This is a genomic window from Streptomyces sp. WM6372, assembly GCF_001279655.1.
Taxonomy (GTDB): domain Bacteria; phylum Actinomycetota; class Actinomycetes; order Streptomycetales; family Streptomycetaceae; genus Streptomyces.
Genome location: NZ_LGDB01000205.1, coordinates 1 through 22,280, shown reverse-complemented (window position 1 = coordinate 22,280; position 22,280 = coordinate 1). Strand labels below are relative to the sequence as shown.

Sequence of the window (22,280 nt, the reverse complement as noted above, 5' to 3'; positions counted from 1 at the left end):
CACTGGAAGGTGACCCATGGGCCTGCTGGACACGCTGAAGGCCAAGCTCGCACCGGCGAAGGAAAAGGTCGGTGACCTCGCGCAGCAGCACGAGGGGAAGATCGGCCAGAATCTCGACAAGGTGGCCAAGGCCGTGGACTCCAAGACCAAGGGCAAGTACCACGGCCACATCGAGTCCGGCACGAGCAAGGCGAAGGACGCCCTGGGCAAGATCGCGCACAAGGACGCCCCCGGCGGGCCGACGCCGCCGCCGGCGTCTTCCTGACACGGTCGGCGGAAGGGGCGCGGGTTCGGCCGAACCCGCGCCCCTTCCTCGTTTCCGCCGGTCAGGACCAGGTGGCGACGAAGTAGCCGACCCCGTACGGGGCGTCCTCGTACAGCAGCCGACCGTCGAGGCCCGCGCCCTCGGCCGCACCGGCCAGCACCTGCCAGGGAGCCCGGCCGGCGGCCTTGAGCTCGTACGCGAGGTCGGTGTCGAGGTCGCAGAGCGCGGCCACGTCGGCGGCGGCCAGCGCGCGGGCCGCGGCGGCGTCGAAGGCGGCGGCGCGGTCGTCGAGGTAACCGGGGGCCTTCAGGGTGCGGCAGGCGCTGCCGTCCCCCATGACGAGGAGCGCGACGCGCTCCTCGCGCGCGGCGAGCCCCCGCCCGGCCTCCAGGCACCGCGCGGCTTCGAGGGGCTCCCCGACGCCCAGCCCTTCGACGGGGGCGGCGCCCCAGCGGGCGTGCCGCAGCAGCCACGCGCCGACGGCCAGGGACGGCGGCAGCAGGCGCGGCCCCTCCTCGCCCTCTCCGAGCTGTACGCCGGCCTGGACCCCGAAGCCGTGGAAGGTGCCCCGGGAGCCCTGGGGGTAGGGCCCGCGGTGGTCCTGGTCGGCGGCGCCGACGACGACCAAGAGGTCGGGGCGGGACGCGGCGAGCACCGCGAGCGCGTCGGAGCAGGCGGTACGGGCGTCCGCGAGCTCCGGGGCGGCCCCGGCGGCGACCTCGGGCACGAGCAGGGGCGGGGCGGGACACACGGAGGCGGCTACAAGCATGATCCGCACCCTAGCCCCGCGCGGCCGCCCGTGGGGCCCCGCCGGGCCACTCCCGGCCCGGGGCTCCGTCCCCGGGCGGGCGTGCGTCGAATCCGCGCGCCTCGCACACCGGCGGGGCCGGAAACGCAGGCGTCAGGAGGACGTCGGCAGGGCGCAGCCCGAAGTCGCCTCGGGGAGCGGTGCGGGGACGCCCAGGGTGGGGATGCCCAGCATGACGCCCTGCGGCTGCGCGGGAGCGGCGTTGCGCTTCTCCCAGGCATCGCCCGCGCGCGTGCGGCGCACGGACAGCGTCGGGCCCTCCGCCAGGAGGTGGTGCGGGGCCGCGTACGTGATGTCCACCGTCACCACGTCACCGGGACGGACCTCCCCGTCCGGCTTCGTGAAGTGCACCAGCCGGTTGTCGGGCGCCCGCCCGGACAGCCGGTGCGTCGCGCCGTCCTTGCGGCCCTCGCCCTCGGCGACCATGACCTCCAGCGTCCGCCCGACCTGCTTCTTGTTCTCCTCCCAGGAGATCTCCTCCTGGAGGGCGACCAGCCGCATGTACCGCTCCTGGACGACCTCCTTCGGGATCTGCCCCTCCATGTCCGCCGCCGGGGTCCCGGGGCGCTTGGAGTACTGGAAGGTGAACGCGTTGGCGAAGCGGGCCTCGCGCACGGCGTGCATCGTCTGCTCGAAGTCCTCCTCCGTCTCACCGGGGAAGCCCACGATGATGTCGGTGGAGATCGCGGCGTGCGGAATCGCGGCGCGGACCTTCTCGATGATGCCGAGGAAGCGCTCCTGGCGGTACGAGCGGCGCATCGCGCGCAGGATCGTGTCCGAACCGGACTGCATGGGCATGTGCAGCTGCGGCATCACGTTCGGGGTCTCGGCCATCGCCGCGATCACGTCGTCCGTGAAGTCCCGCGGGTGCGGGGAGGTGAAGCGGACCCGCTCCAGCCCCTCGATCTGGCCGCAGGCACGGAGCAGCTTGCTGAACGCCTCGCGGTCGCCCAGGTCGGACCCGTACGCGTTCACGTTCTGCCCGAGCAGGGTGATCTCGGAGACGCCCTCGGCGACCAGCGCCTCCACCTCGGCGAGGATGTCGCCGGGCCGCCGGTCCTCCTCCTTGCCGCGCAGGGCCGGGACGATGCAGAAGGTGCAGGTGTTGTTGCAGCCGACGGAGATCGAGACCCACGCGGCGTACGCGGACTCGCGGCGGGTCGGCAGCGTGGAGGGGAACGCCTCCAGCGATTCGGCGATCTCGACCTGCGCCTCTTCCTGGACGCGGGCGCGCTCCAGCAGGACGGGCAGCTTGCCGATGTTGTGCGTGCCGAAGACCACATCGACCCAGGGGGCCCGCCGGACGATCGTGTCGCGGTCCTTCTGCGCGAGGCAGCCGCCGACGGCGATCTGCATGCCGGGGCGCTTGGTCTTCATCGGGGCGAGCCGGCCGAGGTTGCCGTACAGCTTGTTGTCGGCGTTCTCCCGCACGGCGCAGGTGTTGAACACCACGACGTCGGCGTCACCGTCGGATCCCTCGGGCGCCCGCGTGTAGCCCGCGCCCTCCAGCAGACCGGACAGCCGCTCGGAGTCGTGCACGTTCATCTGGCACCCGTAGGTGCGCACCTCGTATGTTCCCTTGACGTCCACTGCCGTGCTCCGGTCGCTGCTGCTGGTCATGCAACAAGGGTAGGCGGTGCCCGGAAGCGCTCCGGCCCCCTCCGCCGCGGGCGGGCCGTGACAGCGGCCCCGCCCGGTGGCAGGATCGCCGCATGGCTCACGTACCGCCCCGCATCCGCAGGCGCACCGCCCTGTGGGGGCTGGTGGCCGTCCTGGCGGTGCTCGGGCTGCTCACCTGGTGGCTGAGGCCCTTCGGGGAGCCGGAGCTGCGCGGCGGGCTGACCTTCAGCACGGGGGTCCGCACCGGTGTCTACCACCGCTACGGCCAGCTGCTGGAGCAGGCCCTGGCCCGGGACATGCCCGGTGTGAAGGTGGCGCTGCAGCCCAGCGAAGGCTCGCAGGAGAACCTCCAGCGGGTGGCCACCGGGAAGGCCGACTTCACCATCGCGACCGCGGACGCGGTCTCCAAGTACCGGGCCGACGGGAAGCCGGGCGCCGAGCGGCTGCGCGGCGTCGCACGCCTCTACGACGACTACGTTCAGCTCGTGGTGCCGGCCGGCTCCAACGTGCTGTCGGCGCGGGACCTGAAGGGCAAGCGGGTCGCGATCGGCCAGCCGGGATCCGGCGTGCGGCTGATCTCCGAGCGGCTGCTGAAGGCGGCCAAGCTGGACCCGGCGCGGGACATCACCCCGGTGTCGATCGGCATCGACACCATGCCCGCGGAGCTGGAGGCCGGCCGGATCGACGCCTTCTTCTGGTCCGGCGGTCTGCCGACGCAGGCGGTGCGCGAGCTGTCGGAGCGGTACGACATCCGGCTCGTGCAGCTCGGCGACCTGGTCGAGGCCCTCCAGGAGAGCGGGACCCCGGCGCGGTACTACCGGGCGGCGGTGATGCCGCAGGACGCGTACACCCGGGCCCGGAACACCTCCTCGGTGGCGACCCTGGCCGTGCCGAACCTGCTGGTCACGACCGAGGAGACGGACCCGGAGCTGACCGAGCAGTTCACGCGCACGGTGATCGCCAGCCGCGACACCATCGGGCACGAGGTGCACGCCGCGCAGCTGGTGGACCTGCGCACGGCGATCTACACGGACCCCCTGGACCTGCACGAAGGCGCGCAGCGGTACTACCGGTCCGTCAAGCCGTAGGGCCCGACGGGGCCGACGGCCCGCCCGGGAGCAGCATCATCGCCGCCGCGGCCGCCCCGATCAGCCCCGCGTGCGTTCCCAGGGTCGCCGGGACCACCCGCAGCCCGCTCACGAAGGACAGCGTGGCGTAGTCGGCCAGGTGCGCGCGGATCGGCGTGAACAGCGTGTCCCCCGACATGGCGACGCCCCCGCCGATGACCGCGATGTCCGTCTCGACGAGCGTCGCGGTGGCGGCGATGGCCGCGGCCAGAGCCCGCCCCGCGCGGTCGAAGGCGGCCACGGCGATGGTGTCCCCGGCCTCGGCGGCCACGGCCACGCCCGCCGCCGAGGCGTCCCCGGCGGAGCCCGACGGGGTCCAGCCCTGGGCGAGGGCCCAGCGGGCGATGGCGGTACCGGAGGCGATGGACTCCACGCACCCGCGGCTCCCGCAGACGCACGGCTCACCGTCGAAGGCCACGCTGATGTGGCCGATGTGACCCGCGTTGCCCGTGGGGCCCGGGTGGAGTCGGTTGTTCAGGATCAGCCCGCCGCCCACCCCGGTGGAGACCACCATGCACAAGGCGTTCGCGTGCCCCCGGGCCGCGCCCAGCCAGTGCTCGGCGGCGGTCATCGCCACGCCGTCGCCGGCGAGCACGGTCGGCAGGGCCGCGCCGTGCCGGGCCAGTTCGGCCTCGACCCGGGCCTGGATAGGGAACTCCCGCCACGCCCCGATGTTCACCGGGCTCACCGTGCCGCGCGAGGTGTCCACGGGGCCCGCGCTGCCGATGCCGCAGCGGACCGCCGAGCCCCACAGCGGGGAGAGCGCCAGTTCGACGACGACCTCGGCGACGGCGGCGAAGACCCCGTCGCCGTCCGCGCCGCGCGGGGTCGGGCGGCGGGTGGTGGCCGTCATCGTGCCGTCGGGGTGCACCAGCGCGCCGGCGATCTTCGTACCGCCGATGTCGATGGCCACCGTCAGACCGGCGGCCGCGGAAGCATCCGCAACGACGGCGGCATCGACAGCGGCCTGCGGTGCGGGCGCGTCGGAGGGGGGACTGGTCACGGAAGCGGCTCCAGGAAGGGGTCGGAATCAGTATGCGGCCGCCGGCGGGGCCGTACTCTCCCGGGGCTCCAGCCGCGGCCGCTCGCTCTCCCGGGCCCGGGGCGGGCTCCCGGCCAGCACGGCGAGCAGCTCCTCGGCGGCGAGCCGGCCGAAGCCGGCGGTGTCGCGTACGAGCGCGGTGAGCCGGGGGTGGGTGACCCGGCACAGCGCCGAGTCGTCCCAGGCGACCATGGAGATCCGGCCGGGGACCGCGATGCCCAGCTCGGCAGCGACGGCGATGCCGGCCACCGCCATCACGTCGTTGTCGTAGACGAGCGCGGTCGGCGGTTCGGGCTCGGCGAGGACCCGGCGGGTGGCGGCCGCCCCCTCGGCGTCGGAGTAGTCGGTGACCACCGAACGCACGTGCTCCGGGTCGAGCCCGCGCGCCCGGGCCTCGGCGCGCAGAGAGGCGATGCGGCGGGCGGTGTGGACCAGGCCGGGCATCCCGGCGATGTGGGCGATCCTACGGTGGCCCAGCCCGTAGAGGTGGTCCACGACCTGGGCCATGGCCCGAGCGTCGTCGGCCCAGACGGAGGACAACGGCCCGCTCCCGGCCGCCGCGCCCGTCCCGCTCGCCCCGCCGATCATCACGGCCGGGAGCCCGAGCTGAGCGAGGAGCTCCGGCCGCGGGTCATCCGTACGCGGGTCCACGACGAGTACCCCGTCCACGCGCCGCTCGGCCCACCAGCGGCGGTACACGGCGCATTCGGCGTCGATGCCGTCCACGACCTGGAAGAGCAGCGCGACCCGGCCCGCGGAGAGCACCTCCTGGATGCCCGAGACCAGTTGGAGGAAGAAGGACTCGACGCCGAGGGTCTGCGCGGGCCGGGCGAGCACCAGCCCGACCGCGCCGGAGCGCTCACCGGACAGGGCCCGCGCCGCGCTGTTGGGCTGCCAGCCGAGTTCCTCGGCGACCCGGCGGATCCGGGCGCGGGTGTCCTGGGAGACGCCCGGCCGGTCGTTGAGAGCGAAGGACACGGCGCTCTCGGACACCCCGGCCCGTCGGGCGATGTCCTTGATGGTGGGTCGACGTGCCATGCCCGGCCTGCCCGTTCCTCGCCCCCGAGGGGCTGTACTCATCGCTGTTCGCTGTCCATTTCCGGACACTTTCCCGCACCCTAACTAAACCGCATTAGTTCCACCAGCTTGAGAGCCCAGAACCCTTCTGTCAACGGGGCTGAAGCGCATAAGTTCCGGCGTCGGAGGCCCTGTTGACTAACCCCACGACACGCGGCAGTTTGTGTGCCGCCGGCGTATTTCCGAAGCCTTCCGAAACCTTCCGAGAACTCACGCGAACTCCAGGACGGACGCCCCATGCACGACGAACTCGCCCCTCGTCCGCTCCGTTTCGGCGCCAACTACACCCCGTCCCGCGGCTGGTTCCACCACTGGCTCGACTTCGACCTCGACGACGTCAGGGCCGACCTCGATTCCGTCGCCGCGCTCGGGCTGGACCACGTACGGGTCTTCCCGCTGTGGCCGGTGTTCCAGCCGAACCGGACGCTCATCCGGCCGCGCGCCGTCGAGCAGCTCGTCGCGCTCGCCGACGCGGCCGCCGAGCGCGGGCTCGACGTCAACGTGGACGGTCTGCAAGGGCATCTGTCGAGCTTCGACTTCCTGCCGGCGTGGACCGGGACCTGGCACCGGCGGAACATCTTCACCGACCCGGACGTCGTCGCCGCGCAGGAGGAGTACCTGCGCACGCTGGCCGCCGCCCTCGCCGACCGGCCCAACTTCCTCGGCATGACCGTCGGCAACGAGGTCAACCAGTTCTCCGACGGCCCGCATCCGGACCCGGACCGGATCACCGGGGAGCAGGCCGGCCGCTGGCTGGAGCGGATGCTCGCCGCGTGCGAGAAGGGCGCCCCGGGCCGGTTCCACGTGCACGCCGAGTACGACGCCGCCTGGTACCAGGACGGGCACCCCTTCACCCCGGCCCAGGCCGCCCGGCTGGGCGCGGCCACGGCGGTGCACTCCTGGGTGTTCAACGGCACCGCGCAGCGCCACGGCCGGACCGGCACGGCGACCGAGCACCACGCCGCGTACCTGGTCGAGCTGGCGAAGGCCTGGGCGGTCGATGCGCACCGGCCGGTGTGGCTCCAGGAGGTCGGGGCGCCCGCGCCGCTGATCCCGGCGGAGCACGCGGCCGCCTTCACCGAGGCGACGGTGGCGAACGTGCTGGACTGCCCGGACCTGTGGGGCGTGACCTGGTGGTGCTCGCACGACGTGTCCCGGGAGCTCGCGGACTTCCCCGAGCTGGAGTACGGGCTCGGCCTGCTCACCAACGACCGCAGGGCCAAGCCGGCCGGGGCGGCCGTCGCCCGGATCGCCGCGCAGTGGCGGGGCCGGGAACACCGCCCGGCCGTTCGGTCCACCGCGCTGGCCGTGGACGTCGGCGGGGCGCAGGCAGCGCCGGGGCGCTCCGTGTGTGCTCCGGGCGGCGCCTTCTTCGAGACCTGGGCCGCGCTCACGGCCCAGGGGGTCCGCCCCGCGGTGGTCCTGGCGGAACGGGCCGAGGAGCCCGCCCATCTGTCGGCGCGCGGCATCACGGAAGTGCTGCGCGTGCCGGACGTCACCTGACCACCCGCGACTTGACCATGCGCCACCCGTCACTCGTCAGCCTCACCCTCACCCGTCACCCGCCACCCCTCACCGAGGAGCCCGCATGTCCCGGACCGACAACGGCGCCGATCCTCGCACCACCCGCTCGTTACGTACGGCCCCGCCGACCCGCCGCGGCCTCCTCGCCGCCGGGGCCGGGGCGGGAGCCGCCGCGCTGCTCGGAGCCACGGGCGCCGCCACCGAAGCCCAGGCCACCCCGGCCGTCGCCCCGGCCGTCGCCCCGGCCCCCGTGCCCGCCCCCGCCCCGACGCCCCCCGCCGACCTGGCCCCGTACGCCTCCTACTGGTTCCCCGACTCCCTCCCCCACGGCGCCCCCGGCCCGGGCATCACCTGGCGCTCCCTCAAGCAGTGGAACCCCGAGTCCGATCCGGACCTCGCGTACAACACCGCGACCGTGTCCCTCGCGGCCCGCTTCACCCCCGTGCCCCCGAACGCGGGCGCCCGCGGTGGCCAGGCCCGGATCTCCTCCCTCGTCTCCTTCGGGCCCACCGCCCAGAACCCCTCCCAGGGCTCCGCGACCGCCGACCACTACGCGCTGACGCACTGGGCGTACCTCGACGAGCTGGTGTTCTGGGGCGGCTCCTCCGGCGAGGGCATCGTGCTCGCCCCGAACGCGCCCGTCATCGACGCCGCCCACCGCAACGGCGTCCCGGTGCTCGGCAACGTCTTCCTGCCGCCCGTCGCGTACGGCGGCGACCTCCAGTGGACCCGGGACCTCGTCCAGCGGGATCCCCTCGGCCGGTTCCCGATCGCCGAGAAGCTCGTACAGGTGGCGCGGACGTACGGGTTCGACGGCTGGTTCGTGAACGCCGAGACCGACGGCGGGGACAGCTCGCTCGCCGCCCGGATGCGGGAGTTCCTGCGCGCCCTGCGGGCGGCCGGAGCCCCGTACGGCCTGCGGATCACCTGGTACGACGCCATGAACAGCACCGGACGGGTCGGCTGGCAGGGCGCGCTCAACCAGCTCAACCAGGAGTTCTTCGAGGACCGGGCGGGCCCGGTCGCGGACACGATGTTCGTCGACTTCCGCTGGACCCCGCAGACCCTGGCCGCCTCCGGGGCCCTCGCCGACCGGCTGGGCCGCTCCCGCCACGAGCTGTGGGCGGCCCTCGACATGGAGGCCAACGGCTGGAATTCCGGAGTCCGTTGGGATGCGATCATCCCGCGCGACCGCGACCACGTCGTCAGCTTCGGCTTCTACCGCCCCGAATGGACCCGCAACCACCTCACCGACCGCTCCCCCGGCGCCTTCCACCGCGCCGACGACCGGTTCTGGACGGGCGAGTCCTTCGATCCGGCCCACCCGGCGCCCGAGGGCACCTGGCGGGCGCCCGCCACCGCCGTCGCGGACCGGTCCACCGTCGCCGCACTGCCGTTCGCCTGCTCCTTCAACACGGGGCACGGGGAGCGCTGGTACGAGGACGGCAAGGTCACCTCCGACACCCCGTGGAACCACCTCGGGCTCCAGGACCGGCTCCCGGGCCGCCGCTGGGCCGTCGAGACCTCCGGAGCGCGCCCGTCCGTCACGCTGGACTTCGCGAGGGCCTGGCGCGGCGGCTCCAGCCTCCTCGTGTCCGGCCCCCTGACCGCCCCGGCCGTCATCGGGCTGCACTGCACCCGGTTTCCCCTGACCGGCTCCGCGGTACTGGAGCTGGTGCACGCCACCGAGACGGGCGCGGTCACCGTCGAGGTCGGCGTGGCCACGCGCGAGCCGGCCGCCCCGGGCGAGCCCGTCCCGTACACCTGGCTGAAGGCGCCGGTCCGGGGCTCCGGCCAGGGCGGCTGGCGCACTTCCCGGGTCGGGCTCTCGGCCCTGGCGGGCAGGACCGCGTACGGGCTTGCCGTACGGATCACGGCCCGCGGGAACAGAGCCGTGTCCTGGCGGCTGGGCGCCTTGTCGGTACGCGAGGACACCGCGCGGCGGCGCCCGGCGGCTCCGAGCGCACTCACCGTGGACGCCGCGGCCCAGCAGGACGGCAAGGCCTCCGTCCGGCTGTCCTGGCGCCGGGCCACCGGGCCGGTCCGGCACTACGAGCTGTACCGGCTGCTCCCGGACGGCACCCGCCGCTTCCTCGGCGGCACCTGCGGCACGGCCCTGCACCTCCCGGCCGTCACCCGCGCCGGCCGGGAGCCCGCGGCCGTCTTCGAGCTCCGCGCCGTGGACGAGCTGTACGCGGCCTCCGCCCCGGCCGGCGCCACGCTCCCCTGGAGCTGACGCTCCCCGGTCACCCGGCTTTCAGACGGTGTGCGGATCGCTGCGCGGGACGGCCACCGTCACCCGCAGCCCGTGCGGCGGGTTCGTCTCGTACGCGAGGGACCCGCCGCCCGCGGCGAGCAGCGCCCGGGAGATCGACAGGCCGAGCCCGGAGCCCTTGACGTTCTGGTGGAGGCCGCTGCGCCAGAACCGGTCGCCGACGCGGAGCAGCTCCTCGTCGGTCAGTCCGGGGCCGCGGTCGGCGACGACGACGTGCACGAAGGGCCCGGCCGGGGCGACCGACACCTCGACCGCCTCACCCTCCGGGGTGAACTTGAGGGCGTTGTCGATCACTGCGTCGAGCGCACTGGAGAGCGCGATGGGGTCGGCCCAGCCCGTGACCGCGGTCCGGCCCGTCTCGGTCAGCCGTACGCCCTTCTCCTCGGCGTACGGGCGCCAGGCGGCCACCCGCTCCGCGGTCAGCCCGGCGATGTCGGTGAGGGTGAGCTCGGCGGAGGTGTGCTCGGCCAGCGCCAGGTCCAGCAGGTCGTCCAGGACCTGGGTCAGGCGCTTGCCCTCGGTCCGCACGGAGGCGATCTCCTCGTTGCCCTCGGGCAGTTCGAGGGCGAGCAGCTCGATCCGCAGGAGCAGCGCCGCGAGCGGGTTGCGCAGCTGGTGGGAGGCGTCGGCGACGAACGCCCGCTGCTGCTCCAGGACCTCTTCCACGTTGTCGGCCATCTCGTTGAACGAATGAGCCAGGCGTTGGAGTTCCGGGGGCCCGCCGGCCGCCGCGACCCGGGAGTTCATCCGTCCGGTGGCGATGCCGTGGGCGGCCGCGTCGAGGGTCCGCACGGGCTTGAGCACCCAGCGGGTGAGCACGAGGGCGGCGCCGAAGGCCACGAGCATCGCGGCGGCGAGCCCGGCGATGATGATCAGCCAGCCCTCCAGGATGCGGGCGCGCATCTGATCGGTGGGTGACTCGGTGACGACGACCGCGACGACGTCGCCGTCGAGGACGACCGGGGAGGCGACGAGCAGCTTGCCGTGGGACTGCCAGGGCCACACCTGGGCCGGGTCATGGCTGCGGCGCCCGGCGAGGGCCTCCTGGAAGGCGAGGCGGCCCTCGCCCTTCTCCGGGAGCTCCCACCAGCCGGGCGCGCGGGCCATGGCGTTGTCGTTGCGCAGGAAGATGCCGACGCGGATGCCGTACAGCTGCTGGTAGCGGGCCAGTTCCAGCTGGAGGGTCTCCAGGCGTTCGGTGGCGCCGGTGGACCCGGAGCCCTCGGCGTCGATGACGAACTGGGCGAGGGCGGCGAAGCGGGCACTGTCGTCGATCCGGTCGACGACCACGCGCTGCTGCTGCCCTGCGGCCAGGCTGACGGCGAGCGGGAAGCCGAGGGCGAGCAGCACGCCCGCCATGAGGACGACGAGCAGGGGGAGCAGGCGGGCGCGCACGGCGGGGCCCCGCTAGGGCGCGGCCGGGGTGACGAGCCGGTAGCCCACCCCGCGGACGGTCTCGATGAGCGCGGGCATGCGCAGCTTGGAGCGCAGCGAGGCGACGTGGACCTCCAGGGTCCGCCCGGTCCCCTCCCAGCTGGTGCGCCACACCTCGCTGATGATCTGCTCGCGCCGGAACACGACGCCGGGGCGCTGCGCGAGCAGGGCCAGGAGGTCGAACTCCTTGCGGGTGAGGGGTACGTCGGTGCCGTCCACGCTGACCCGGCGGGTGGGCAGTTCGATGCTGACGGGGCCGAGCCGGACCACGTCGGCGGCGCCCGTCCCGGTGACGGCGGCCTCCTCGGACGCTCCGGTGCGCCGGGCGACGGCGTGGATGCGTGCGAGGAGTTCACCCGTGTCGTACGGCTTGACGACGTAGTCGTCGGCGCCCATGTTGAGGCCGTGGATGCGGGAGCGCACGTCGCCGCGCGCGGTCACCATGATGACGGGCGTCGCGGTGCGCTTGCGGATCTTGCCGCACACCTCGTACCCGTCCTGATCGGGCAGGCCGAGGTCCAGGAGGACGACGCCGAAGGGGGGAGCTCCGGCGGGCAGCAGGGCCTGGAGGGCCTCCTCGCCGCTGCGGGCGTGGGTCACCTGGAACCCGTGCCGGGCGAGGATCGCGGACAGGGCGGCGGCGACGTGGTCGTCGTCCTCGACGAGCAGCAGTCTCATTGCGTCCCCCTTTCCTGTTCTCCTGATCAGGGCCCGCGGTCAGGGCCACCCTGCATCCACGCCGATGGAGAGGCCCACGTCAAGGGGGTTCCGCTCCGGCGCGCCTTCCGTTATGCACCCGGTACGGGCGATCGGGCCCGGCAGCCGCGGTGCGCACGGAGCGTATCGGAGCGAGGCCGTTTCGTTATGCTCAATTCTCCCTCAGATGTAATGACTGTGTGCGCACGACGTCACTACTGTCCTCCCAACCGAGGAGGACGGAGCAAGAAGCCGATGAGCGGAGTATCAGTGACCAAGGACGTGCAGGATGCGGTCCCGGCCGCGGACGACCTGGTCGTACTGAGCAACGTCAACAAGCACTTCGGCGCGCTGCACGTGCTTCAGGACATCGATCTGAGCATTGCCCGCGGTGAGGTCGTCGTCGTGATCGGTCCCTCGGGATCGGGCAAGTCCACGCTGTGCCGGACCATCAACCGCCTGGAGACGATCGACTCGGGCACCATCACGGTCGACGGCAAGGAACTGCCGTCGGAGGGACGGGAACTGGCCCGGCTGCGTGCCGATGTCGGCATGGTGTTCCAGTCCTTCAACCTGTTCGCGCACAAGACGGTGCTGCAGAACGTGATGCTGGGTCAGCTCAAGGTCCGCAAGACGGACTCGGCAGCCGCGCTCGAGAAGGCCAAGTCCCTGCTCGACCGGGTGGGCGTCGGCTCGCAGGCCGACAAGTACCCGGCGCAGCTGTCCGGCGGCCAGCAGCAGCGCGTGGCGATCGCCCGCGCGCTGGCGATGGACCCGAAGGTGATGCTGTTCGACGAGCCGACCTCGGCGCTCGACCCGGAAATGATCAACGAGGTGCTGGAGGTCATGCAGCAGCTCGCCCGGGAGGGCATGACGATGGTGGTCGTCACGCACGAGATGGGCTTCGCCCGGTCCGCCGCCAATCGGGTCGTCTTCATGGCCGACGGAAAGATCGTCGAAGAGGCCGCGCCCGAGCAGTTCTTCAGCAACCCGCGCAGTGACCGCGCGAAGGACTTCCTTTCGAAGATCCTGCACCACTGACGGTCTTGTCTGGTAGTGATCCCCTGGCGGCCCAGAGCACGCGTGTCGCTCGTCGTCCAACAACGTCTCACCCGAGGGAAGTTCACCATGAAGGTTTTCAAGGCCGGTGCGGCAGCAGCCGTCGCCGCAGTCCTCGCCCTGACGGCGACCGCCTGCGGCGGCAGCAGCGACAAGGCGAGCAGTGACGGCGGCGCGTCCGGTGGCGCCAAGGACAAGATCGTCATCGGCATCAAGTTCGACCAGCCGGGTCTGGGCCTCAAGACCCCGGACGGCAAGTTCACGGGCTTCGACGTGGACGTGGCGACGTACGTGGCCCAGGAGCTCGGCTACAAGCCCGACCAGATCGAGTTCAAGCAGGCCGTCAGCGCCGAGCGCGAGAACCTGATCTCGAACGGTGACGTGAAGCTGGTCGTCGCGACCTACACGATCAACGACAAGCGCAAGGCGAAGGTCGACTTCGCCGGCCCGTACTTCCTGGCCCACCAGGACCTGCTGGTCCGCGCCGACGAGACCTCGATCACCAAGGCCGAGGACCTCAACAAGAAGAAGCTCTGCTCGGTCACCGGCTCCACGTCGGCGCAGAACGTCAAGACCAAGCTGGCCCCCGAGGCCGACCTGCTGGAGCAGGGCGGCTACTCCGAGTGCCTCACCGGCCTGGAGAACAAGTCCGTCGACGCCCTGACCACGGACAACTCGATCCTGGCCGGCTACGCCGCGCAGGAGAAGAACAAGGGCAAGTTCAAGCTCGTCGGCCTGAAGCTGAGCGACGAGCCCTACGGCATCGGCCTGAAGAAGGGCGACAAGGACCTCCAGACGAAGGTCAACGCCGCCCTCAAGAAGATGGTCGAGGACGGCTCCTGGCAGAAGGCCGTGGACAAGAACCTCGGCCCCGCCAACTACAAGGCCGAGCCGGCCCCGCAGATCACCGAAGGCAGCTGATTCCCCGGTGAGGGGTGTCGCCGCCCGCCTGCTACGGGCGGCGGCACCCCTCACCGGCCATCCTGGGGAGAGCGCAGGGCAACGTGTTCGACTTTCTTGATTCCGGGCAGTACGACGTGCTCGGAGCCTTCTGGGTGACGGTTCAGCTCACCCTCTATTCGGCGGCCGGATCACTGGTCTGGGGCACCGTCCTGGCCGGGATGCGGGTCAGCCCGGTCCCGCTGATGCGGGCCTTCGGCACGGCGTACGTCGACATCGTGCGCAACATTCCGCTGACCGTCCTGATCATCGGCTGCTCGCTGGGTCTGAACCAGACTCTCGGCGTCACGCTCGGCGGCGGCACGTTCAAGGAGATCGGGTTCCGGCTCGCGGTCCTCGGCTTCATCGCCTACACCGGCACCTTCGTCTGTGAGGCGATCCGCTCGGGCATCAACACGGTGCCCGTGGGTCAGGCCGAAGCCGCCCGAGCGCTGGGCCTGAGCTTCTTCCAGGTGCTCACTCTGATCGTGCTCCCCCAGGCCTTCCGGGCGGTCATCGCGCCGCTCACCAACGTACTGATCGCCCTCACCAAGAACACCACGGTGGCGGCGGCCATCGGCGTGGCCGAAGCGGCCCTGCTGATGAAGGAAATGATCGAGAACGAGGCGGACGCACTCTTCGCGGTCTTCGGGATCTTCGCCCTCGGCTTCGTCGTGCTGACCCTGCCCACCGGCCTGCTCCTGGGCTGGGTGGCCAAGCGAGTGGCGGTGAAGCGATGAGCTCCGTGCTGTACGACACCCCGGGCCCCAAGGCCAAGGCGCGCAACTGGATATACACGGCCGTCTTCGTCGTGGTGGTCGGACTGGTCCTGTGGTGGGTGCTCGGCGCCATGGCCGACAAGGGCCAGCTCGACGCCGACAAGTGGAGCCCGTTCGTCACCGACGACCAGGTCTGGACGACGTACCTGCTGCCGGGACTCGGCGAGACGCTGAAGGCCGGGCTCATCGCCATGGTCATCGCACTGCCGCTGGGCGCGCTCCTCGGCATCGGCCGGCTCTCCGACCACCGGTGGGTACGGATCCCCGTGGGCGCCTGGGTCGAGTTCTTCCGTGCCATCCCGGTGCTGATGCTCATGCTGTTCGGCTCCGCGCTGTACGTGCGCTACAGCGCCGTCAGCTCCGAGCTGCGGCCGCTGTACGCGGTGGTCACCGGCCTGGTCCTGTACAACTCCGCGGTCATCGCCGAGATCGTCGTCGCCGGCATCCAGTCGCTGCCCCGCGGCCAGACCGACGCGGCCAAGGCGATCGGCATGCGCAAGGGCCAGATCATGGCGCACGTCCTGATCCCGCAGGCCGTCACCGCCATGCTGCCCGCGCTGGTCAGCCAGCTCGTGGTGATCCTCAAGGACACCGCGATCGGCGGTGCGGTACTGGGTCTGGCCGAGCTGCTGTCGATGAACCGGCAGATCTCGGCGAACTACAGCAACACCATCCCGACCCTCGTCGTGATCGCGCTGATCTACATCGTGGTGAACTTCGCGCTCACCACCTTCGCCTCCTGGCTCGAAGGACGGCTGCGGAAGTCGAAGAAGGGCACCGGCGCGGTCGTCGCCGGGGACGTGGCCGAGGTCGACGCGGGCGGAGCGGCCGGCGTGGGCGAGGCTCCCTGACGGCTCTCCCCGGCTCGGGGCACTGACGCCCGGTCAGTACACTTGCGTGACACCTGTGGTGCGGCGGAACTCATCCGCCGCACCACACGGCGTTGGCGGGGCCGGGTGTCACTTGACGCAGGCACCTCCAGTGGGTTGCATACGTTCTGTGATCACATACCGGACATCGGGAGCCGCATCATGGACCCGGTGATCGTCGTCGGCGCGGGGCCCGTCGGACTGTCCCTGGCGCTGGCCCTGGCCGGCTCGGGCGTTCCCAGCGTCGTGCTCGACGAGGGACCCGGCAAGGACCTGCCCCGACCTGCCCGTACGGTCGTCCTGCACGAGGACACCTCGGCCATGGTCCACCGGCTGGGCTGTGCCACGCTGCGCGACGAGGGGGCACTGTTCGCCGCCTGGCGCACCATGCGGCGCCGCAGCCGGGCCGACGACGCGCGGCGCATCACCTTCGAGGACCGCCAGGCGCCCCTGCACCTGCCGCAGCACGCCCTCACGCGCGGGCTGCGCGACGCCGCGGCCGCGCATCCGCTGATCCAGCTGGTCACCGACAGCAAGCTGGACTCCCTGGAACAGGACGACGACGGGGTCACCGCGCACACCCGTGGCGCCGAGACCACCTGGTGGCGCGGGAGTTACCTGGTCGGCTGCGACGGAGCGCGCTCCACCGTGCGCAAGCTGCTCGGCATCCGCTTCCCGGGCCGCACCGCCGTCGAACGGCACGCCGTGGCCGCGCTGCGCACCGAACTCCCCTGGCCCGGCGAGGCCCTGCTGCACCGCGACCCGCCGCAGGAGACCACTGCCCGGCCGCTGCCCGACGGCGTGTGGCGGCTGGACTGGCTGCTCCCGGCCCGCGGGGAGCTGGTCACGCCCGACGCGCTCGTCACCCTGATCCGGGACACCCTGGCCGCGTGGTGCGGGGGCACGACACCCCCGTACGAGCTCCTCGACACCGGGGTGTACACCCTGCACCACCGGCTGGCCCGGCGCTGGCGCGACCGGCGCGCCTTCCTGGCCGGGGACGCCGCCCACCTGCTGGGTGCACTCGGCACGCAGGGGGTCGACGAGGGGCTGCGGGACACCGAGAACCTCGCCTGGAAGCTGTCCCTGGCCTGGCACCAGGGCGCTTCCGAGGCCCTCCTCGACAGCTACGAGGGCGAGCGCCGCACGGCGGTCGCGGCCCGGCTGCGCGCCGCCGACCAGGCGATGCCCGGACTGCGCGGTGGCGGCGGGCTGCGGACGTACCTGCCCGGCGCCACTCGCTCCGGTGAACTGCTGCTGACCGACGGCCACTTGGGGCGGGGACCACTGGGTGCGGCGCCGACGTACGCCCCTCCCGTGGCCGTACGCGAGGTGCCCACCGACACGGAGCCGGGCGGTCAGGTCGCCAACGTTCCCGTCACCGCGCCCGACGGGTCGACGGTGCCGCTGCGCGACCTGCTGGGGCGGGGCCGGCTGCTGGTGGTCCTGGTCGCCCCGGGCACCGGGGTCTGGGACCGGCGCCACTGGCTGGGCGCCGGGCTGATGCCGCGCCTCGCGGCGGCGGTGAGCGCCCTGCCGGTCCGTACCGAACTGCTGGTCGCGGACGGCTACCCGGGGGCGCCGGCCCACACCGTCCTGCTGGTCAGGCCGGACGGGCACCTGGCGGCGACCTTCGCGGGCGTGCGGCCGGCCGAACTGTACGAGGCGGCGGACACGGTCCGGTGGGGCGCGCCCGAAGGCGCTCGCGCGGCGCTCGACCCGTCGTCAACGACGCCTACGGCACCGACACATCCCGCCGTGATCGATTGACCGCTCTCCGGTCCGCGTGCTTCACTCGCGAAATGACCGGCAACGACGTACGCCTGTGGCGGAGGGTCCATATGGACCTGCTCCGCTACGCGGGCTGCGTGTGTCGCCCTTCCTGCTGATTCGCCTTCCCCCGCGCGCTCCGCGCGCACTTTCGCGAACCCCCAGGACGGTCACGCCCCCATGTCTGCGCCCCTTGCCCCCAGTGCATCCACTGCGCCCCCCGCACCTCCGCACGCCCCCGTACGCGCCTCCGCGCCTGCGGTGACGGCGGCGGAACTCCTCGACTTCGCCCTGCGCACCGCCGCCGACCCGGCGGTCATCGACTCCCTCCCCCTGGACCCCGAGGGCCGGACCTGGATCCGCCTCGACGGGCCGGGCGGCAGCGAGGCCTGGGTGATCGGCTGGCCGCCGGGCACCGGCACCGGCTGGCACGACCACGCCGAGTCGCAGGGTGCGTTCGCCACCGCCCGGGGCCGCCTGCGGGAGCACTCCCTGGCGGTACGGCTGCCCTCGGAGGGCTGGCGGAGCCTGGAACTCGCCCCGGACCTGGACCGCAGCCGCAGCCTGGGCGCGGGGACCGGCCGGGCCTTCGGCGAGCACCACGTCCACGAGGTGCTCAACGAGTCGGAGGCGGAGCACGCGGTATCGGTGCACGCGTACTACCCGCCGCTGCCCCTGATCCGCCGCTTCAGCCGCACCGGGCAGGTGCTCACGCTGGAGCAGGTCGAGCGCCCGGCGGACTGGCAGTGAGCGCCCCGATCGGCATCGACGACCTGCTGGAACGGGTCCGGTCGACGTACGCGCGGATCGACCCGGCGCAGGCGTACGCGGCGTTCCGCGCGGGCGACGCGCTGCTGGTGGACATCCGCTACCAGGCCCTGCGCGAGCGGGACGGCCTGATCCCGGGTGCGCTGGTGGTCGAGCGCAACGAACTGGAGTGGCGCCTGGACCCTCAGGGCTCCCACCGCGCCGCCGAAGCCACCTCGCACGACCTGCGGGTGGTGGTGATCTGCAACGAGGGCTACGCCTCCTCCTTGGCGGCGGCCTCCCTCCACGCCCTGGGCCTCCACCGCGCGACGGACCTCACGGGCGGTTTCCAGGCCTGGAAGGCCGCCGGCCTCCCTGTCTCGTCCTGACGGGTCTCGACGTGGCCCTCGCACGGCTCGGACCCGGCGGGCCCGCGGCTTCGGGCCGCATCGCCGCAGGCCGCGTACGCCACGGGCCCGGGGCTCCACCGCTTCCGCGGCGGGGCCCCGGGCCGCGGACGGCGGCGGGCCGCTACCGCGAGGTGGCGACCTCGACCGGCCGCACCCGGAGCGCGACCCGCCCCGGCAGGGCGGTCGCGGCGATCGCCAGCAGCCCCGCCACACCCACCACCCCCACGTACACCACCGGCAGCACCGCCGGGGCCGCGGCCCCCGTCATCCCCACGCTGAAGGCGGTCAGCACGGCCAGCGCGATCCCGGACCCCAGCACCGCCCCGATCAGCACCACCGCCAGCGCCTCCGTCCGCAGCATCCGCAGCACCTGCCGCCGCTTCGCCCCCGCCAGCCTCAGCATCGCGAACTCCCGCAGCCGCTCCGACGTGGACATCGCCAGCGTGTTGACCACCGCGATCGCGGTGAAGGCCAGTACCAGCCCCATCGCCAGCAGGTTGATCTCGGCACCCGCCTGCTGCCGCTCCGCCAGCGCCGCGTCCGCGTCCCGCGCCGACAGCACCCCGACCCCCGGGAACCCGCCGACCGCCGCGGCCAGCTGCTGCCGCCCGGTCCCCGGCTCCGCCGCCACCAGCACGCTGCTCGCCAGCGGGTTGTCCACGTGCGCCGCGACGAGATCGTGCGACAGCGTCAGGTCACCGAAGCCCAGCCCCCGCGCGTACACCGCCGAGACGGTCAGGGTGACGGGGGTCCCGTCGCCCAGCGTCAGCCGCAGCGGGCTCCCGGGCTTCAGCCCCAGCTGATCGGCGGCCAGTTCGCTCACCGCCACGCTCTTGTCGCCGAAGCCGTCCAGGCTCCCGCTGGTCACACCCGGGTCCCAGGTCCGGGTCAGCCCGGCCGGGGTGACCCCCTGCGCGCCGTACTTCGTCAGCCCCACCCGTACGGTCGTGTGCACGATCTCGGTGGCCGCCGTGACCCCGGGGGTCCGGCGGATCCGCTCCGCGGCGCCGCCGGTGACGCCCGGACCCTGCGCGGCCAGCACCCAGCCGGCCCGGACCCCGTCACGGGCCTGCGCCCGGGCGGCGTTGCCCAGCGTCGGCGTGATGAACAGGACGGTGCAGGTCATGCCGATCAGCAGCGCGAGCGGGGTGACGGCGGAGGCCATCCGGGTGGCGTTGCCGCGCAGGTTCGCGGTGGCCAGGTGCCCGCCCGGGCCGGCCAGCCGCAGCGGCCCGGCGAGCAGCGCGGTCGCGCCCCGGACCAGCAGCGGGCCGAGCAGCGAGACCGCTCCGGCGAACACGACGACCGCGAGGAAGGTCACCGGGGTCGACGCCGGTTCGGTACGCAGCGCGCTGAGTACGGCGACCAGCACCACGCCGCCGGCCAGCAGCAGCACCCCGATCGCGATCCGGATCCACGCGGGCCGCCCCCGCTCCACGGCGGCTTCGGCGAGCGCCTCGGCCGGGCGGATCCGGGCGATCCGCCGCCCGGTGATCCGGGCCGCGGCCCAGGCTCCGAGCAGGCTCGCGCCGATGGCGGCGAACATCGGGAAGATCCCGGCGGTGCGCTCCAGGTTGGCGGGGACGACCCCGCTCTCGACGAACCGGCCGTGCAGCCAGGCGGCGAGCGGGAGCCCGGCCAGTGCTCCCGCGACACCGGCGGCCAGGCCCACGACCAGGGCTTCGCGGCCGATCATGCGGCGCAGCTGCTTGGGCGTCGCGGCGATGGCCCGCAGCAGGGCGAGCTCGCGGTAGCGCTGCTGGACGGAGAGGGCGAAGGTGCCGACGACCACGAGGATCGCGACGAGCAGCGAGGTGCCGCCCATGGCCCCGCCCATGGAGACCAGCTTGATGCGTGCGCCGGCCGCGTCGAGGAACTCCACGGGCCCGCGTGCGTCGCCCACGGCGACCTGAGCGCCGCTGCCGTTGCCGTTGCCCGGACCCTGAACCTGGCCCTGGCTGTGGCCCTCGCTCTGGCCCCGGAGCGCCTGCCCGATGCGCCCGGCCAGCTCGCCCGGGTCGGTTCCGGGCGCCGGGAGCACCCCGATGGCGGTGATCTGTCCGTCGCGGGCGGCCAGCCGCTGGGCTTCGACGTCTGCGAAGAACAGCGCGTTCTGCCGGGCGAGGTCGCCGCGGGCCGTCTGCGCGATCCCGCTCACGGTGTACGTCTTCGGCTCGCCGGTGGCCTGCACGGTGAGCGGGGCGCCGGGCTTCAGCCCCGCGCGGGCGGCCAGTTCGCGGTCGACGACGATCTCGTCGCCGCCCTGGGGGGCGCGGCCCTCGGCGAGCGTGAACGGGGTGAGCACGGCGGAGGTCCAGGCGTGCCCGTACGAGGGCTTCGCACCGCCGGGGGCCTTGACCAGCGGGACGGCCTGGAAGCTGAGCTCCGGTACGGCCCGCTCGACGCCCGGCACGGAGCGGACCGTGTCCACGGTGGCGGCGGGCAGCCAGGCCCGTTCGGCGACGGGCTTGGCCTTGTGCTTCGTCTTGACCTTCTGCGGATCGCCCTTCTTCGCCTTGACCGTGGTCTCGTGCACGTTCTGGTCGGCGGAGACGACGACCGGCGTGGCCGCGTAGCGCTCGGTGGCGATCTTTCCGCGGAGTCCGGTGTCCAGGAGCGTGCCGCAGGCGGTGATGAGGGCGGCCGCACACAGCAGTGCGACGAAGGCGCCGAGGAAGCCGGCCTTGCGGTCCCTGACGGTCTGGAGGGCGTAACGCAGCATCATGCGGCCAACTCTGCCGCCGGGCCCGGTGGTTGACAGTGAAGCACCCTGGCGTCTCGGCCCGGGGGCTATCCCCACCCCCCGGGCCGAGACGCCAGGGCCCTGCCCCGGCCCCGGCCCTGTGGCGCGGAGGCCGGAACCTCAGAACCCCGCATACCCCAGGCCGTCGTCGTCCGTGTCCGTGCCCTCGGCGCCCTCTTGTTCCAGCGCGCGCCGGACGACCCGCAGGGCCATGCCCTCCGGGTACCCCTTGCGGGCGAGCATCCCGGCGAGGCGCCGGATCCGCTTGTCCCGATCCAGGCTCCGGGTGGCGCGGAGCTTGCGCTCCACGAGCTCCCGGGCGGTCTGCTCCTCCTGGTCGGAGTCCAGCTGTTCCAGGGCCTCCTGGACGAGGGTGGCGTGCACCCCCTTGGTGCGCAGCTCCTGCGCGAGCGCCCGGCGGGCGAGGCCCCGGCCGCGGTGCCGGGACTCGACCCAGGCCCCGGCGAACGCGGCGTCGTCGATCAGGCCGACCTCCTCGAACCGGGAGAGGACCTCCTGCGACACCTCCTCGGGGATGCCCCGCTTGTCCAGGGCGTCCGCGAGCTGCCGCCGGGTGCGCGGCATCCCGGTGAGCAGGCGCAGGCAGATCGCCCGCGCCTGCTCCTCAGGACTCTGGGGCGGCAGTTCCTGACGGCCTTCCCGGTCGCCCTCACGACGACCTTCCCGGCCGCCTTCACGACGACCTTCGCGGCCACCGTCACGACGGCCTTCCCGGCCGCCTTCACGACGACCTTCCCGGCCGTCTTCGCGACGGGCCTCCCGGCCGCCGCTCCCGCCGCCCCTTTCCTGCTCCCGCACGGGTCAGCTCTTGGCGACGGCGGCCTTGGCCGTCGTCTTGGCCTTCGACGCGGGGGCGGGCACGGCCGCGGCCTCAGCGGCGGGCGCACCGGCGGCCGCCTCGGCGGCGGCGTCCTTGCGCACGCCCACGCCCAGCTTCTCCTTGATCTTCCGCTCGATCTCGTTGGCGAGGTCGGGGTTGTCCTTCAGGAAGTTGCGGGCGTTCTCCTTGCCCTGGCCGAGCTGGTCGCCCTCGTACGTGTACCAGGCGCCGGCCTTGCGCACGAAGCCGTGCTCC

Annotated in this window: 20 protein-coding genes and 1 pseudogene; 12 read left to right on the top strand and 9 right to left on the bottom strand. The window is 73.2% G+C overall.

Annotated elements, in window-relative coordinates:
* The first annotated feature begins 16 nt into the window (after positions 1-16).
* Complete coding sequence (locus ADK52_RS26935; protein ID WP_053692429.1) at positions 17-265, top strand: antitoxin; 249 nt, start codon at positions 17-19, stop codon at positions 263-265.
* A 61-nt stretch (positions 266-326) separates the two neighbouring features.
* On the opposite strand, the gene ADK52_RS26930 is transcribed toward ADK52_RS26935, so the two are convergent.
* Positions 327-1,034, bottom strand: coding sequence for a class III extradiol dioxygenase subunit B-like domain-containing protein (locus ADK52_RS26930; protein ID WP_053692428.1), 708 nt, complete (start codon positions 1,032-1,034; stop codon positions 327-329).
* A gap of 132 nt (positions 1,035-1,166) precedes the next feature.
* A complete protein-coding gene (miaB, locus tag ADK52_RS26925; protein ID WP_078988629.1) occupies positions 1,167-2,693 on the bottom strand; it encodes a tRNA (N6-isopentenyl adenosine(37)-C2)-methylthiotransferase MiaB in 1,527 nt (508 codons plus the stop codon).
* Positions 2,694-2,785: 92 nt separating this feature from the next.
* Here miaB and ADK52_RS26920 point away from each other — a divergent pair, with 92 nt between their 5' ends.
* Positions 2,786-3,781, top strand: a complete 996-nt coding sequence (locus tag ADK52_RS26920; protein ID WP_053692426.1) for a TAXI family TRAP transporter solute-binding subunit — start codon at positions 2,786-2,788, stop codon at positions 3,779-3,781.
* Here the strand turns inward: ADK52_RS26920 and ADK52_RS26915 are convergent.
* Positions 3,771-4,739: an ROK family protein gene (locus ADK52_RS26915; RefSeq protein WP_053692437.1), complete on the bottom strand. Its 969-nt coding sequence runs from the start codon at positions 4,737-4,739 to the stop codon at positions 3,771-3,773. The genes ADK52_RS26920 and ADK52_RS26915 overlap by 11 nt on opposite strands.
* Before the next feature lie 111 nt (positions 4,740-4,850).
* Positions 4,851-5,900 carry a LacI family DNA-binding transcriptional regulator gene (locus ADK52_RS26910; RefSeq protein ID WP_078988628.1) on the bottom strand — a complete coding sequence of 350 codons (1,050 nt, stop codon included), beginning with the start codon at positions 5,898-5,900 and terminating at the stop codon, positions 4,851-4,853.
* Between the two features lie 276 nt (positions 5,901-6,176).
* Here ADK52_RS26910 and ADK52_RS26905 point away from each other — a divergent pair, with 276 nt between their 5' ends.
* Together ADK52_RS26905 and ADK52_RS26900 are read left to right on the top strand one after the other, a co-directional pair.
* Entirely contained in the window at positions 6,177-7,442 is a 1,266-nt protein-coding gene (locus ADK52_RS26905) for a glycoside hydrolase 5 family protein (RefSeq protein ID WP_053692424.1), read from the top strand.
* Between the two features lie 85 nt (positions 7,443-7,527).
* A complete protein-coding gene (locus tag ADK52_RS26900) occupies positions 7,528-9,699 on the top strand; it encodes an endo-beta-N-acetylglucosaminidase (protein WP_053692423.1) in 2,172 nt (723 codons plus the stop codon).
* A 21-nt stretch (positions 9,700-9,720) separates the two neighbouring features.
* On the opposite strand, the gene ADK52_RS26895 is transcribed toward ADK52_RS26900, so the two are convergent.
* Positions 9,721-11,133: a sensor histidine kinase gene (locus tag ADK52_RS26895; protein ID WP_053692422.1), complete on the bottom strand. Its 1,413-nt coding sequence runs from the start codon at positions 11,131-11,133 to the stop codon at positions 9,721-9,723.
* Positions 11,134-11,145: 12 nt separating this feature from the next.
* Positions 11,146-11,850, bottom strand: coding sequence for a response regulator transcription factor (locus ADK52_RS26890; RefSeq protein WP_053692421.1), 705 nt, complete (start codon positions 11,848-11,850; stop codon positions 11,146-11,148).
* A 273-nt stretch (positions 11,851-12,123) separates the two neighbouring features.
* On the opposite strand from ADK52_RS26890, the gene ADK52_RS26885 reads away from it, so the two are divergent.
* From ADK52_RS26885 to ADK52_RS26855, 8 genes are all read left to right on the top strand, one after another.
* Positions 12,124-12,909, top strand: coding sequence for an amino acid ABC transporter ATP-binding protein (locus ADK52_RS26885; RefSeq protein WP_030154256.1), 786 nt, complete (start codon positions 12,124-12,126; stop codon positions 12,907-12,909).
* 87 nt (positions 12,910-12,996) lie between these two features.
* Positions 12,997-13,848, top strand: coding sequence for a glutamate ABC transporter substrate-binding protein (locus tag ADK52_RS26880; protein WP_053692420.1), 852 nt, complete (start codon positions 12,997-12,999; stop codon positions 13,846-13,848).
* Positions 13,849-13,931: 83 nt separating this feature from the next.
* Positions 13,932-14,606, top strand: a complete 675-nt coding sequence (locus ADK52_RS26875; RefSeq protein WP_030154254.1) for an amino acid ABC transporter permease — start codon at positions 13,932-13,934, stop codon at positions 14,604-14,606.
* Positions 14,603-15,496, top strand: a complete 894-nt coding sequence (locus ADK52_RS26870) for an amino acid ABC transporter permease (protein WP_053692419.1) — start codon at positions 14,603-14,605, stop codon at positions 15,494-15,496. The genes ADK52_RS26875 and ADK52_RS26870 overlap by 4 nt, the downstream gene beginning before the upstream one ends.
* A gap of 180 nt (positions 15,497-15,676) precedes the next feature.
* Positions 15,677-17,284 (top strand): FAD-dependent monooxygenase, encoded by a 1,608-nt coding sequence (locus tag ADK52_RS26865; RefSeq protein ID WP_053692418.1) that lies wholly within the window; start codon positions 15,677-15,679, stop codon positions 17,282-17,284.
* 32 nt (positions 17,285-17,316) lie between these two features.
* Entirely contained in the window at positions 17,317-17,403 is an 87-nt protein-coding gene (locus ADK52_RS45090; RefSeq protein WP_311318651.1) for a putative leader peptide, read from the top strand.
* A gap of 61 nt (positions 17,404-17,464) precedes the next feature.
* Entirely contained in the window at positions 17,465-18,034 is a 570-nt protein-coding gene (locus tag ADK52_RS26860) for a cysteine dioxygenase (RefSeq protein ID WP_078988627.1), read from the top strand.
* A complete protein-coding gene (locus ADK52_RS26855) occupies positions 18,031-18,420 on the top strand; it encodes a rhodanese-like domain-containing protein (protein WP_420714936.1) in 390 nt (129 codons plus the stop codon). The genes ADK52_RS26860 and ADK52_RS26855 overlap by 4 nt, the downstream gene beginning before the upstream one ends.
* Positions 18,421-18,562: 142 nt before the next feature.
* On the opposite strand, the gene ADK52_RS26850 is transcribed toward ADK52_RS26855, so the two are convergent.
* The 3 genes and pseudogenes from ADK52_RS26850 to ADK52_RS26840 form a co-directional block, all read right to left on the bottom strand.
* Positions 18,563-21,166, bottom strand: a complete 2,604-nt coding sequence (locus ADK52_RS26850) for an FtsX-like permease family protein (RefSeq protein ID WP_053692415.1) — start codon at positions 21,164-21,166, stop codon at positions 18,563-18,565.
* A 138-nt stretch (positions 21,167-21,304) separates the two neighbouring features.
* Complete coding sequence (gene recX, locus ADK52_RS26845; RefSeq protein WP_078988626.1) at positions 21,305-22,003, bottom strand: recombination regulator RecX; 699 nt, start codon at positions 22,001-22,003, stop codon at positions 21,305-21,307.
* 3 nt (positions 22,004-22,006) lie between these two features.
* Positions 22,007-22,280: pseudogene (locus ADK52_RS26840) on the bottom strand (DNA recombination/repair protein RecA); the annotation flags it as partial.